14 protein-coding genes are annotated in these 13471 nt (G+C 60.4%); 9 read left to right on the plus strand and 5 right to left on the minus strand.

Translation table 11 applies throughout. The features are described from left to right. Positions 1-8: 8 nt before the first annotated feature. Complete coding sequence (locus LOY55_RS11330) at positions 9-323, minus strand: c-type cytochrome (protein ID WP_046028102.1); 315 nt, start codon at positions 321-323, stop codon at positions 9-11. 24 nt (positions 324-347) lie between these two features. After that, positions 348-2039 carry a cytochrome D1 domain-containing protein gene (locus LOY55_RS11335; protein ID WP_408980979.1) on the minus strand — a complete coding sequence of 564 codons (1692 nt, stop codon included), beginning with the start codon at positions 2037-2039 and terminating at the stop codon, positions 348-350. A 199-nt stretch (positions 2040-2238) separates the two neighbouring features. On the opposite strand from LOY55_RS11335, the gene LOY55_RS11340 reads away from it, so the two are divergent. The 6 genes from LOY55_RS11340 to LOY55_RS11365 all read left to right on the plus strand — a co-directional run bounded on the left by LOY55_RS11340 (position 2239) and on the right by LOY55_RS11365 (position 7931). Further along, a complete protein-coding gene (locus tag LOY55_RS11340) occupies positions 2239-3042 on the plus strand; it encodes a CbbQ/NirQ/NorQ/GpvN family protein (protein WP_046028099.1) in 804 nt (267 codons plus the stop codon). Beyond that, complete coding sequence (locus LOY55_RS11345) at positions 3026-3613, plus strand: cytochrome c oxidase subunit 3 (RefSeq protein ID WP_223523392.1); 588 nt, start codon at positions 3026-3028, stop codon at positions 3611-3613. Before LOY55_RS11340 ends, LOY55_RS11345 begins: the two co-directional genes overlap by 17 nt. Positions 3614-3623: 10 nt before the next feature. Further along, positions 3624-3881 (plus strand): cytochrome C oxidase subunit IV family protein, encoded by a 258-nt coding sequence (locus LOY55_RS11350; protein ID WP_223523390.1) that lies wholly within the window; start codon positions 3624-3626, stop codon positions 3879-3881. Between the two features lie 258 nt (positions 3882-4139). Beyond that, positions 4140-4580: a cytochrome c gene (locus tag LOY55_RS11355; RefSeq protein WP_046028094.1), complete on the plus strand. Its 441-nt coding sequence runs from the start codon at positions 4140-4142 to the stop codon at positions 4578-4580. A 3-nt stretch (positions 4581-4583) separates the two neighbouring features. After that, positions 4584-6011, plus strand: a complete 1428-nt coding sequence (locus LOY55_RS11360; RefSeq protein ID WP_258667989.1) for a cbb3-type cytochrome c oxidase subunit I — start codon at positions 4584-4586, stop codon at positions 6009-6011. A gap of 78 nt (positions 6012-6089) precedes the next feature. After that, complete coding sequence (locus LOY55_RS11365) at positions 6090-7931, plus strand: nitric oxide reductase activation protein NorD (RefSeq protein WP_109787021.1); 1842 nt, start codon at positions 6090-6092, stop codon at positions 7929-7931. A gap of 23 nt (positions 7932-7954) precedes the next feature. On the opposite strand, the gene LOY55_RS11370 is transcribed toward LOY55_RS11365, so the two are convergent. Both LOY55_RS11370 and LOY55_RS11375 read right to left on the minus strand, forming a co-directional pair. Continuing rightward, positions 7955-8146 carry a hypothetical protein gene (locus tag LOY55_RS11370; protein WP_046028089.1) on the minus strand — a complete coding sequence of 64 codons (192 nt, stop codon included), beginning with the start codon at positions 8144-8146 and terminating at the stop codon, positions 7955-7957. A gap of 5 nt (positions 8147-8151) precedes the next feature. Next, on the minus strand, positions 8152-8835 hold the full coding sequence (locus LOY55_RS11375) for a Crp/Fnr family transcriptional regulator (RefSeq protein ID WP_046028087.1): 684 nt from the start codon (positions 8833-8835) through the stop codon (positions 8152-8154). Between the two features lie 468 nt (positions 8836-9303). On the opposite strand from LOY55_RS11375, the gene LOY55_RS11380 reads away from it, so the two are divergent. Beyond that, positions 9304-10494, plus strand: coding sequence for an NnrS family protein (locus tag LOY55_RS11380; protein ID WP_223523388.1), 1191 nt, complete (start codon positions 9304-9306; stop codon positions 10492-10494). A 28-nt stretch (positions 10495-10522) separates the two neighbouring features. Continuing rightward, positions 10523-10957 carry a hypothetical protein gene (locus LOY55_RS11385; protein WP_223523386.1) on the plus strand — a complete coding sequence of 145 codons (435 nt, stop codon included), beginning with the start codon at positions 10523-10525 and terminating at the stop codon, positions 10955-10957. Positions 10958-11034: 77 nt separating this feature from the next. On the opposite strand, the gene ytfE is transcribed toward LOY55_RS11385, so the two are convergent. After that, positions 11035-11709: an iron-sulfur cluster repair protein YtfE gene (gene ytfE / locus LOY55_RS11390; RefSeq protein ID WP_046028084.1), complete on the minus strand. Its 675-nt coding sequence runs from the start codon at positions 11707-11709 to the stop codon at positions 11035-11037. A 155-nt stretch (positions 11710-11864) separates the two neighbouring features. Here ytfE and norR point away from each other — a divergent pair, with 155 nt between their 5' ends. Continuing rightward, the gene (gene norR / locus LOY55_RS11395; protein ID WP_223523414.1) at positions 11865-13394 is read left to right on the plus strand and encodes a nitric oxide reductase transcriptional regulator NorR; all 1530 of its coding nucleotides are present in this window, start codon (positions 11865-11867) and stop codon (positions 13392-13394) included. Positions 13395-13471: the final 77 nt, after the last annotated feature.

Here is a 13471-nt window from a genome sequence, read left to right on the forward strand (position 1 = left end):
CCGATTGGCTATTTCAGACTCAGGACCCAGGTCGCGAGTGTCTTGGCTTCTTCATCGGTCACCGGGTTGGCCGGCATCGGCATCGGGCCCCAGTTACCTTGCGTACCGTTTTTGATGTGACTGGCCAGGGTGTCCACCGCCCCGGCCACCCCCGCGTTCTTGGCCGCCACATCCTTGAGTGCCGGGCCGACAATCTTGGCGTCGATGGAGTGGCAGGCAGCGCAAGGTTTGCTTTTGAACAGTTCCAGCGCGTCTTGGGCCATGGCCGGTTGCACGCTCAGCGCAGCGGTCAGGGCAAACAGTGAAAGCAGCGTATTTTTCATGGTGTTTCCTTGCATTGATAACGCTCAATAAATGTCGTGTTGGGTGTTGTAGACGTTGAATTTTCCGGTGGGTGTGATCAGCCGTTTGTCCTTGATGACCGATTTGAGCTTCAGGGTTTTGTCGTCGATCACCACCAGCGCCGATTCGTCTGCCTGGCCGCTCCACACGGAGAACCAGACTTCATCGCCCGCCTTGTTGTATTCCGGCTGCACGACGCGCATCGCCCCTTGCTTGATTCCCGCGTACTCGGCAATGGGCAACACGGTGTAGCCGGCGTCGAGCTTGTCGATGTTGAACACCGCCACTGACTGACTGAGTTTCGCGTCGGGGTTGAGGGTGGTGTCGACATACAAATGACGGGAATTGGGGTGGGTTTTGATGAACAGAGAACCGCCGCCCTGGCCCTTGATCGAGGTGACCTGTTTCCAGGCGTATTGCGGGTGATTGACCGGGTCGGTGCCGATCAGCGAAATCCCCTCGTCGCCCAGGTGGCTGGTGGCCCAGACCGGTCCGTAGGTGGGGTGGTCAAAGTTGGCGCCGCGACCCGGGTGAGGGGTTTTGCCGACGTCCACCAGCGCGGTCAATTTGCGCTCTTTGGAGTCGATCACGGCGACTTTGTTGGAGTTGTTGGCGGCGGTCATGAAGTAACGGTGGGAGCTGTCCCAGCCACCGTCGTGCAGGAACGGAGCGGCATCGATATAAGTGATGGAGAGGTTTTTGATGTCCTGGTAATTGACCAGCATGACCTTGCCGGTTTCCTTGACGTTGACGATGAACTCCGGCCATTCGTGGGAAGCGATGATGGCCGCGACGCGGGGCTCGGGGTGATATTCCTGTTTGTCGACGGTCATGCCACGGGTCGAAACGATCTGTTTGGGCTCCAGGGTTTCGCCATCCATGATGGTGAACTGTGGCGGCCAGTAGGAGCCGGCGATGGTGTATTTGTCTTCGTAGCCCTTGAACTTGGAGGTCTCCACCGAGCGCGCTTCGATCCCCACTTTGACTTCAGCAACCTTGGTGGGCTCCACCGGCCACAGGTCGATCATGTCGATCCGTGCGTCTCGGCCAATCACCAGCAAGTACCGGCCCGAGGCGGAAATACGCGAGATGTGCACCGCATAACCGGTCTCGATCAGCTTGACGATTTTCTTGCTGTCACCGTCGATCAGGGCGATCTTGCCGTCGTCGCGCAACGTCACCGAAAACAGGTTCGGCAGGTTGAGTTTGCTCAGCTGTTTCTTCGGCCGATCCTCGGGTTTGACCAGCACTTTCCAGGTTTTCAGCGTCTCGGCCATGCCCCATTCCGGCGGCGTTGGCGGTGTGTGCTGGATAAACCTGGCCATGGTCGTGATCTGATCCTTGGTCAACGCATTGGACGTCCCCCAGTTCGGCATCCCTGCGGGCGAGCCGTAGGTGATCAACGCTTCCAGATACGGTTGCCCGCGAGACTGGGTGATGTCCGGCGTCAGCGGTTTGCCGGTGGCACCTTTGCGCAACACACCGTGGCAACCGGCGCAGCGCTGGAAGTAAATTTCCTTGGACGCGTCGAAGTCGGCCTGGCTCATGTCGGGAGCGCCGGCCGTTTTGACCATGGACGGATTGGCCGCCGTGGCGGCGGGTGCCTCGGCACTGGTCGCGTGAGTCCCCGCGGCGGCCAGTGCCGAATACAGTGCGGCGACAGTCAGAGCAAACGTTTTTCTATTGCTGATCAGCATTCCATTTCTCCTCAGGCAAGACCTTTGCGATGCGCTGAAACCGCAGCGCAGGACGCAGGTTCTAAGTGCGCTGCAAGGCTATGCCCGAGCAGGCCAATGCTTGCTTGACGGCGATCAAGTTTGCCGGTCATCTCGCTTGCCAGGTTGTCGCAGGGACCCTTAGCGTGTTCCATGAATCCGCTGTTGAATCAGGTGCCCCATGGACCATATCCCGTCTCGCGAAAACAAGGTCGAACCCTTCTACCAACCGCTCAATAATGAGGAGGCGCTGTTCGAACAAGCCTGGCGACACGGCATGCCGGTGCTGATCAAAGGCCCCACGGGCTGTGGCAAGACCCGTTTCGTTCAGCACATGGCCCATCGATTGAACCTGCCGCTGCACACCGTGGCGTGCCATGACGACCTGAGTGCCGCCGACTTGATCGGCCGTCATCTGATTGGTGCGCAGGGCACCTGGTGGCAGGACGGACCGCTGACCCGCGCAGTGCGCGAAGGCGGCATCTGTTACCTCGACGAAGTGGTCGAGGCGCGCCAGGACACGGTGGTGGTCCTGCACCCGTTGGCCGATGATCGTCGGGAGTTGTTTCTGGAACGCACCGGCGAAGTGTTGCAGGCGCCACCATCATTCATGTTGGTGGTGTCGTACAACCCCGGTTACCAGAACCTGCTCAAAGGCATGAAGCCGAGCACCCGTCAGCGCTTTGTGGCGATGCGTTTCGGCTATCCGCCCGTGGCTGAGGAAGAGCGCATTGTCGCCCGGGAAGCGCAGGTGGACAGTGCGCTGGCGGCGCAAGTGGTCAGGCTGGGGCAGGCCCTGCGCCGGCTCGATCAGCATGATCTGGAGGAGGTGGCCTCGACGCGGCTGCTGATTTTTACCGCGCGAATGATCCGCTCCGGGATGAGCCCGCGTGAGGCCTGCATGGCGTGCCTGGCCGAACCGTTGAGCGATGATCCGATGACGGTGGCCGCGTTGATGGGCGTGGTTGATGTCCACTTCGGCTGAGTCCGCAAACGCTTCGCCTGGCCACTTGCCGGGCGATCTGGCGATGTGGTTTTTTATCCTCGCCGAGCTCTCGGTGTTCGCCATTCTGATACTGGTGTTCGCCGTCACCCAAGCCATCAAGCCGCAGATGTTTGGCGAAAGCCGACTGTTGCTCAACACCTCAACCGGTCTGGCGATGACCCTGAGCCTGCTCACTGCCGGGTTGTTCGCCGCCCTGGCACAGGAGCAGGTCCGGCACTCGCGGTCACGCCGTGGCGCGATCTATCTGCTGGCCGCGTTGCTTGCCGCCAGTGTCTATGTGCTGTTGAAAGTCACCGAGTACCGGCACTTGCTGGCCTCGGGGCTGGGCCTTGAGCACAACACGTTTTTTACCCTCTACTGGATTCTCACCGGTTTTCATTTTCTCCATGTCCTGCTCGGCATGTTGATCCTTGGATGGCTGGCCGAGCGGTGCCGTCGTGGCCGCTATGACGCCAGCAACCGCAGCGGATTCGAATCCGGCGTGTTGTATTGGCACATGGTCGACCTGATCTGGGTCGTGCTGTTTCCGCTGGTCTACGTGCTGGGTTGATGAGGTGCCAATGTCTGCTACCAGGTGGTTGTTTGTCTGCTGGGTCGCACTGACCGCGTTAAGCCTGTGCACGGTGTTGCTGGCGCAGTCCGCGGCGGCGTGGTGGCTGTCCCTTGCGATTTTGCTGGTGGCTGTCGCCAAGGCGTGGCTGATTACGAATGGCTTCATGGAGATGCGCCACGCGCCGCGATTGTGGCGGCGATTGATGATGAGCTGGGCGTTGGTGCTGGCGTTGTTGGTGGGATTGACCTTGCTGGCCATCGTGTAACTCATGTAGCAGCTCGCGCAGCCTGCGTTCGGCTGCGCAGCCGTCGTAAATCCTGCCCGCCGCCTTTAACCTGAATCACTGCAGTGTCACCTCTCACGACTGCTGCGCAGCCGAACGCAGGCTGCGCCAGCTGCTACAGGGTCAAGTACTTCCACGCGTAATACCTGAGCAAAACCATCGGAGTTTCTTGATCGGCATCAAGCAGATTTCGACCCCTCGCTTCCTAAAATGGACGGGCCAAGCAAAGAGGAAGCGACCATGTCAGAGACCTTCACCAAAGGCATGGCCAGGAATATCTACTTCGGGGGAAGCGTTTTCTTCTTCCTGATATTCCTGGCCTTGACCTACCACACGGAACAAACCTTTCCAGCGCGCAGCAATGAAGCGCAACTCACTGAATCAGTGATCCGCGGCAAGACAGTCTGGGAGCAAAACAACTGCATCGGCTGCCACACGCTGCTGGGCGAGGGCGCCTACTTTGCGCCTGAGCTGGGCAATGTGTTCCAGCGACGCGGCGGGGAGGAGGGCTTCAAACCCTTCCTGCATGCCTGGATGAAAATGCAGCCGCTGAATGTGCCGGGCCGGCGAGCGATGCCGCAGTTCAAGTTGAGTGAGCAGGAGGTGGATGACATCGCCGAGTTCCTCAAATGGAGCTCGAAAATCAACACCAATGGCTGGCCGCCAAACAAGGAGGGCTAAGCGATGAGCATTGCTAATCCACATCTGAAATTCGCCTCGCAAGCCGTGGCCAAACCGTACTTCGTGTTTGCCCTGATGCTGTTTCTCGGTCAGGTGCTGTTCGGTTTGATCATGGGCCTGCAATACGTGGTAGGGGACTTTCTGTTCCCGATCATTCCCTTCAACGTGGCGCGGATGGTGCACACCAACCTGCTGATCGTCTGGCTGCTGTTCGGTTTCATGGGCGCGGCGTACTACCTGATACCGGAGGAGGCCGACCGCGAGCTGCACAGTCCGAAGCTGGCGATCATTCTGTTCTGGGTCTTCGCGGCGGCGGGTGTGCTGACGATTCTCGGCTACCTGCTGGTGCCCTATGCCGGCCTGGCCCGGCTGACCCACAACGAACTGCTGCCCACCATGGGCCGGGAGTTCCTGGAGCAACCGACCATCACCAAGATGGGCATTGTGGTGGTGTGCCTGGGGTTCCTCTACAACATCGGCATGACCCTGCTCAAAGGTCGCAAGACCACCGTCAGCATGGTCATGATGACGGGGTTGATCGGGCTCGCGGTGTTCTTCCTGTTCTCCTTCTACAACCCCGGTAACCTGGCCCGCGACAAGTTCTACTGGTGGTGGGTGGTGCATCTGTGGGTGGAAGGTGTGTGGGAATTGATCATGGGATCGATGCTCGCGTTTGTCCTGATCAAGATCACCGGGGTCGACCGCGAAGTCGTGGAGAAATGGCTCTATGTGATCATCGCCATGGCGCTGATTACCGGGATCATCGGCACCGGTCACCACTTCTTCTGGATTGGTGCGCCCGAGGTCTGGCTGTGGGTCGGTTCAATCTTCTCCGCCATGGAACCGCTGCCGTTCCTGGCCATGGTGGTCTTCGCCTTCAGCACGGTGAAGAACCGTCGCCGGCAACACCCGAATCGTGCCGCCACGTTGTGGGCCAAAGGCACCACGGTCACGGCGTTCTTCGGTGCGGGCGTCTGGGGTTTTCTGCACACCCTGGCACCGGTCAACTTCTACACCCACGGTTCGCAACTGACGGCCGCTCACGGTCACCTGGCCTTCTACGGTGCTTACGCCATGATTGTGATGACCTTGATCAGCTACGCCATGCCGCGCTTGCGCGGGTTGGGTGAAGCGGGCGACGAGCGTTCGCAGACACTTGAGATCTGGGGTTTCTGGTTGATGACCCTGTCGATGGTGATGATCACGCTGTTCCTCACCGCAGCGGGTGTCGTACAGGTCTACCTGCAACGCTGGCAGGCCGACGGGATTGCCTTGCCATTCATGGCCACCGTCGAACATCTGCAAGTGCTGTTCTGGGCACGTCTGGGTGCCGGTCTGGGGTTCTTCGCCGGGTTGCTCTGCTACTTGCTCAGCTTCAAGCAACGGGGCCGTGCCGCTTTGCGCGCTCCAGCAGCGGTCGTGCCTTCATGAGCCGGGGCAATCGCTAGAAAAGGTCGGCCCGGCTGATACAGCGGGCCGTTTTTTTTGTGTTCAAGAAGGGCAGCAATCATGGCCTTTACCGTCGAACTGGAAGAGTGGGCCGGCAGTGTCTGGCACCGTTTCATCACCCGGCACGCCAGCCCGGATTTCCCTGAAGCGCGCGTAGAACTGGATACCCGGCAACGCCCGCTGGCCCTGTTGTTTCGCGCCATGGGCGGCGCCAGTGGCATGGGGGTCGAGGCCGCCAGCGACCGCGACCTGCTGCTGCGGCGCAACTTGCTGCAACAGATCGCCGGCACCTGCAAGCAAGTGCCGTTGGCGTGGTGCGATGAGACACACCTTCGCCTGCCGTCGAGCCTCGCTGTCTTCCCGGATGCCGCACTGAACGAGGAACTCTATCGTTGGCTCACGTTGCTGGCGGCGCAGGCCGGTCGCATGCGGCATTGGGGGCGGGACAATCAACGCTGGACGCGATTGCTGTTGCAGCGCTACCCGGCGTTGCGCGCCCGGTACAAGCGACTGGTCGATGCGCACCTGCAATTGCGCCCCGATCCGGCGTCCTTGAACCGCAGCGAAGCGGCGCTGGAACGGGCGTTATGCCAGGCGCTACGCGAGCCGGGCAGTGTCGAGCATTTTCCTCGCAGCGAACGGGCCGCGTGGCCGCTGCCCCTGTGGTTGTACCCGCCACAGCATCTCGCCAGTCCACAGACTGCCGAGCTGGGCGATGAATCCGAAGAGTTCCTGGCGACCCCTCCCGGTGAGCAGAAAAGCGGACGCAAGCGCGCCACACGAATCGATGAAAACACCCGTGATGGCGGGCTGTTGATCGTCCGTCTGGAGAACCTGTTCAGTTGGACCGAACACGTTGACCTGGATCGCTGGTCGGACGACAGCGAAGACCCGGATGCGGCCCGAGTGGCGGACGATCTGGACGAATTGACCCTGTCGCGCACACGCCTGCGCAAGGGCGGTGGTCTCAAGCTGCACCTGGATTTGCCGCCGGCCGATGTCGACGATATTCCCCTGGGCGAGGGGATCCGGTTGCCGGAGTGGGACTACCGGAAAAAACGCCTGCAGGACGACTTCGTCAGCCTGCAAATGATGATCCCCCGCGACTGCGAAGCTCAACCGCTGCCGCCACGGCTCAAGGCCTCGGCGCATCGTTTGCGGCGCCAATTCGAGCATCTGCGCAACGATCGCCAATGGTTGCGCCAGCAACCCCAGGGCTCGGAACTGGACATGCAGGCCTGGCTGGATTTTCACGTTGAGCGCGCCCATGGCCAGTGCGCCGAACGGGGGCTGTTCATGGAACACCGTCAAACCCGTCGCGACCTCGCGTGTCTGTTACTGGCCGATGTGTCGATGTCGACCGACGCTCATTTGAACGATGAACATCGCGTCATCGACGTGATCCGCGACAGCCTGCTGTTGTTCGGCGAAACCTTGTCGGCGTTGGGTGATGACTTTGCCCTGTACGGGTTTTCCTCGCTGCGTCGTCAGCAGGTGCGCATGCAGGAACTCAAGTCCTTCACACAACGCTATGACGACACCAGCCGGGGGCGCATTCAAGGGCTCAAACCGGGTTACTACACACGCATGGGCGCGGCGATTCGCCAGGCCACGCAGTTGCTCGGCAGCAGCAAGCGGCGCAGCAAACTGTTACTGCTGCTGACAGATGGCAAGCCCAATGATCTGGATTTGTATGAGGGGCGCTACGGTGTCGAAGACACCCGCGAGGCGGTGATGGAGGCGCGGCGCCAAGGGTTGACGCCGTTCTGTATCACGATTGACCGCGAGGCCGGGGATTACCTGCCGTACATGTTTGGTGCCAATGGCTACACCCTGATCCGCCAGCCCGAACAGCTGCCGCTGCGGTTACCGCAGTTGTATCGCCAACTGACTCAGGGTTGAAAGGGGGCCTGGACAGCGCAGCATCAAACGATGCTGCGCGGCAGCCAGAAAAACATCGTCACGCAAAAGAGTGTCAGGGCGATGCAGAACCACAGGAATCGACGCTGACGCCGCTCCCCGGCACGCTCGGCCAGTGCAGGCAGAGGCATGCCACATTGGCGGCAATCACTCTGGTGGGGTGGGTTGCCATGTTGGCAATACAGGCAGGCGGGCATGGCGTTTACTCGAACTGTTCCAGGCGCAGGCGATCAAGAATGGCGATATGGCGGCCGTCCTGAGCAATGATGTTTTCATCAATCAAGCGGCGGATAATCCGCGAAAACGTTTCTGGCTGGATCGAGAGATGACCGGCAATCAGTTGCTTGGCCATCGGCAGCTCGAATTGACTGTCAACGGTTTGCTGGCGCACCAGTTGTGTCAGCAGATAGCGCACGACCCGGTGGGTGGCATTCTTCAGTGACAGGGTTTCGATTTCATTGACCCGTTGATGCAGGCGCACGCAGAGCTTGCCGAGCAGCGCAAACGTTAGCCGGCTGTTGCTCTGAAGCAGGCGCATGTAGGTGCTGTTGGATAACCGGTAGAGCTGGGTGGGGCAAACCGCTTCGGCCGAGGCCACATAATTCGGCGTGTCCATCAGCATCATCGCCTCGGCGAAGGTCTGCCGATCGCCGAGGACCTCAAACACTTTTTCCTGCCCGTCAGGTGTCAGGCGGTAGATCTTTACCGCCCCTGCAATCACAAAATAGAACGAGTCGGCCGGCTCGCCCTGACGAAACAACGGTTCGCCTTTGTCGATGCTCAGCAATTGGCTGGTACTCATCAATTCATCCAGCTGTTCTTCATTCAACGGCTCGAACAAATGATGACTGCGCAAAATCTGGTGGTGGACGCGATGAAGCACCATAAAAATTCATCCTGAAGGTTGTGCAGGGGTTGGCGAAAAAATCAGACGAGACCCAAAGACACGCCACTGGCGACGGCCACGACGGAGGTCAACACCACGAACCAGGCCAGTGGCTGGAGGATCTTTTTCATGAGGGCTCCCGGGGATCGAGGTTTCTTGGACTTGCTGGGGCTAGAGCAAGACGCGGGCCATCTCTGCGGGCCCTGGTTTAGAGGGGTTTTTATGAGGCGGGGTATAAATGACCCTGAGCGTTAGGGTTATAAAAACCATTTAAGGGTTATTTTTACCCTATTGCTGATCCTTTTATGGTGAGGGCGCTTGCTCCGTCCCCGCAGGAACGGCGTTCGGACCTTGAACGGTACGCCCCTTGCACACTTGATCTGCGACAAAGGCAATTGATTAGTGATACCCGATGATGGCCCCCAGGATTGACCTCGCGGGCCAGCAACAAGGTAGAGGAGTGGCTTTATGCAAGTGCTTGACCGCCGTAAAGCGATGGCAATCGCGCCGCTGTTACGTCTGGCCTTTCGGCCATTTTTCCTCGCCGGTTGCGGCTTGGCAGTGCTGGTCATACCGCTCTGGCTGGCAGCCTTTAGCGGTTCGATTGCTGATTGGCAGCCGGCCGGTGGGTGGTTGGGCTGGCATCGCCATGAGTTGCTGTTCGGGTTTGGGCTGGCGATTATCGCGGGCTTTTTGCTGACTGCCGTGCAGACCTGGACCAGTCGCCCCGGTATCAGCGGCAAACCGCTGGCGGCTCTGGCGTTGTTGTGGTTGCTGGCGCGCGTGGCCTGGTTGGCCAATGCGCCGTGGCCATTACTGGCCGTGCTGGAAATGGCGTTTCCGTTAGCAGTGGCGGCACTCATGGGGTTCACCCTGTGGAAGGTGCGGCAGAAGCGCAATTACCCGATTGTCGTGGTCCTGTTGTTGCTGGCCGTGGCTGACGGATTGTCCCTGCTCGGACTGCTCGAAGGCCATGAAGGCTGGCAGCGCCAAGGCGTGCTGACCGGGATCTGGCTGGTGGCGGCGATGATGGGTTTGATTGGCGGGCGCGTCATTCCGTTCTTCACTCAGCGCGGGTTGGGTCGGGTCGAAGGCGTTGTTGCCTGGCCGTGGCTTGATTGGCTGCTGCTGATCGGTTCGCCCCTCGTGGCGTTGTTGTATGCCGCAGGGCCGGCGCTCAACCCCAATGTCTGGGTCGGCCTGTTGTTCGCGGTGCTGGGGGCGGGGCATCTGGTGCGCCTGGTTCGCTGGCATGACCGGGCACTGTGGCGCGTGCCCTTGTTGTGGTCGTTGCACCTGGCTTACGGCTGGTTGGCGGTGGCGTGCCTGGGAATGGCGCTGTGGCATTTCGGCGCGCCGTTGAGCCCGAGCCTGGCGGTGCATTGCCTGACGATAGGGGCGATGGGCGGCCTGGTGTTGGCGATGATTGCGCGAGTGAGTCTGGGGCATACCGGTCGTGCACTGGAACCGCCGTCGGGCATGACCCTGGCGTTCATTTTGCTCAACCTGGCGTGCCTGAATCGGGTGGTGTTGATTGTGTTTCTGCCCCTGACCGCGTTGTGGCTGGCGGGGCTGTGCTGGACGCTGGCGTTCGCACTGTACGCCTGGCGCTATGGGCCGATGTTGCTGCGAGCCCGGGTGGATGGCCATCCGGGATAATCAGGCAAACGCAGGGAGGTAATCGGTGATGTATCCCTTTCTATTGGTGATCCACCTGTTGGCGGCCATCGCCTTCATCGGCACGCTGTTTTTCGAAGTGGTCATCTGGCACCGCGCGCGCCAGCAGTTGGCGGACACCGCACAAGTAACGGCGGATCAAGCCATTGCCGTGCGTTCGCGCAAAGTCCTGCATGGCGTGGTGGTGCTGTTGTATGGCGCCGGCATCAGCCTGGCGTGGCGTTACCGAGAAGTGTTGAGCCACCCGCTGGACAGCCGCTTTGGCACGTTGCTGGGCCTGAAAATTCTGCTGGCCCTGAGCATCATTGGTCATTACTTGTTGCTGGCGTACTGGCTCAAAAGCGCGCGGCTGACCACGCTCCGTGCCAGCTGGATTCGTCGCAGCATTCTCGCGCACATGGTGGTGATCGTGATCCTGGCCAAGGCGATGTTTTATTGGGGTTGATTGCACGCAGTCGTTCACAGACAAACCCCGCGTCAACCGATGGGTTGGCGCGGGGTTGGGTGTGACGGGTCAATCGATCAGTGGTGTGGGTTCAGGGCGTTAATGAACAACACGTTGTTTTCCAGATGGATGTGCTGCATCAGGTCGTCCTTGAATTCCAGCAGCCCGCGATAGAGTGCGCGCCAGGTGTTGCAGGCATCGGCGGGCGGGGTGATGTGGTGGGTCAGGGTGAGCATCTGCTCAAGGGCCTGGCCATGTTGATCATGTTCGAAGCGCAGTACCTGAATCGGTGGCGCGGCTTGAGCGCCGATGCCTTGTTGCAGCATCGGGAAGAGTACTTGTTCTTCCTTGAGCATGTGGCCTTCGAGTTCCTGCTGCATGTCGGCCAGCAGATCAGCCAGGCCGTTGGGGCAACTGGTGCGGGCGCCGTGCACCTGTTCTACACGGCGGGCCAGGCGGATCAGTTCCGGCAGTTGCTCGCGGTGGCGGGCGTGGTAGCGGGTCAGGAGGTGAGCGATCAACACATGCGAAGGCTCGTTGCGCCAATCGTGCTGGGTTTCGCCGGCGTCTTGCAGGTCCTGCAGGGCGTCAGCAATCAGCAGTGGATCGAGGCCCTTGCCAAGGGTCGCCTCGCGCAGGCTTTTATGCCCGCCGCAGCAGAAGTCCAGATTGAAGGTATGAAAAATCCGGGTGGCACCGGGAATGTCGCAGGCCAGTTGGCCGAGGCTTTGTTCCAGTAGGGTCTGGCTCATCAGGGTTCCTTTATTTGAGTTTCAACGGTTCCCCAGGCTCGTTGCATCCGGCATGCCATATTTAACTGATTGATAACCATGAATTAATTTTTAACTGTGGTGAAAAGTACCCTGACGCTTTAGGGTGAATCCAACCATAGAGGGTAATGACTACCATGTTGCGTGAAAGCCTGGCAGCCGACTTGATCGTCGAGTTGCCCAATGCGGTACGGTTGCAACGACTGGTCCAGACACTGCGTGAATACTTCAACAGCGGTGCCGTGGGGTTGCTGCGTCTGGACGATGACAGCCTCAGGCCGGTGGCGACCGTGGGGCTGGTTCACGAAGCGTTGGGGCGTCGTTTTGTCATCGCTCAGCACCCTCGACTGGCGGCGATCATGGCGTCGCGCGAGCCGGTCTGGTTCGAGCCTGACAGCCGCCTGCCGGACCCCTACGACGGCTTGCTCGACAACCACGTCGGCGAACCACTGCCGGTGCACGACTGCATGGGGGTGAGCCTCTATGTCGAAGGTCGAATCTGGGGGGCGATCACCCTGGATGCATTGCACGCTGGCACCTTCGACAGCCATGCGCACGAGGAACTCAAGCGTTGTACCTTGCAGATCGAAGCGGCCGTGCGGGTGACTCGACTGGAGCAGGAGATCCGCAGCCTGCGTTTGTCGCGCAGCGATCTCCAGGACCTGCGAGTGCCCGTCGAGGAAGGCGAGATTCTTGGGCAGAGCGAAGCCTTGCACCAATTGCTCAATGAGCTGGATGTCCTGGGCGACTCCGATTTGCCGGTGCTGTTGCTGGGCGAGACCGGCGTTGGCAAAGAACTGTTCGCCCGGCGCTTGCATCGACTGTCACGGCGTAGCCACAAGCCGCTGATTCAGGTCAATTGCGCGGCATTGCCCGAGTCGCTGGCAGAGAGCGAATTGTTCGGTCATGTCAAAGGCGCTTTCTCCGGCGCCACCAGTGACCGTGCCGGGCGCTTCGATGCCGCCAACGGGGGCACGCTGTTTCTCGATGAGGTCGGTGAGTTGCCTTTGAGCGTGCAAGCGAAACTGCTGCGCACCCTGCAGAACGGTGAGATCCAGCGCCTGGGCGCGGACAAGCCATTGCACGTCGATGTGCGAATCATCGCCGCCACCAACCGGCACCTGCCCGACAGCATCCGCGATGGCTTGTTTCGCGCGGACCTGTATCACCGGCTCTCGGTGTACCCGGTGCCGATTCCGGCCCTGCGCGAACGCGGTAACGACGTGCTGATGCTGGCCGGGCATTTCCTTGAACTCAATCGGGCGCGGCTTGGCTTGCGCGGCTTGCGATTGTCACCATCGGCCGAGCGGGCGTTGCTGGCTTATACCTGGCCGGGCAATGTGCGAGAGCTGGAGCATGTCATCAGTCGAGCTGCGTTGAAGCAACTCAGTCGCGGCACCAGTCGCACGCTGATCATGACGCTGGAGCCCGAAATCCTGGACCTCGACAGTGCGACCGGTGCCCTCGGGGCGGCTGTCGAGCCTGGCCCGGAAGTGACGTCGGACCTGCCTTTTCAGCCGCTGGGCGAAGCGGTCGACGATTACCAGCGACAAAAAATACGCCAGGCCCTGAGCCTGTCCGGGGAAAACTGGGCCAGTGCCGCGCGACTGCTGGAAGTCGACCCCAGCAACCTGCACAAACTGGCACGGCGTCTGGGGCTCAAGTAGGCAAGGGCGACGTGGCTTCGACGCTGAGTGTTGATGGTGGTCAAGGTGGGCGTGTGCAGTGCCTCGCACACTGGACA

Source organism: Pseudomonas sp. B21-040, assembly GCF_024748695.1.
In the GTDB taxonomy this organism is placed as follows: domain Bacteria; phylum Pseudomonadota; class Gammaproteobacteria; order Pseudomonadales; family Pseudomonadaceae; genus Aquipseudomonas.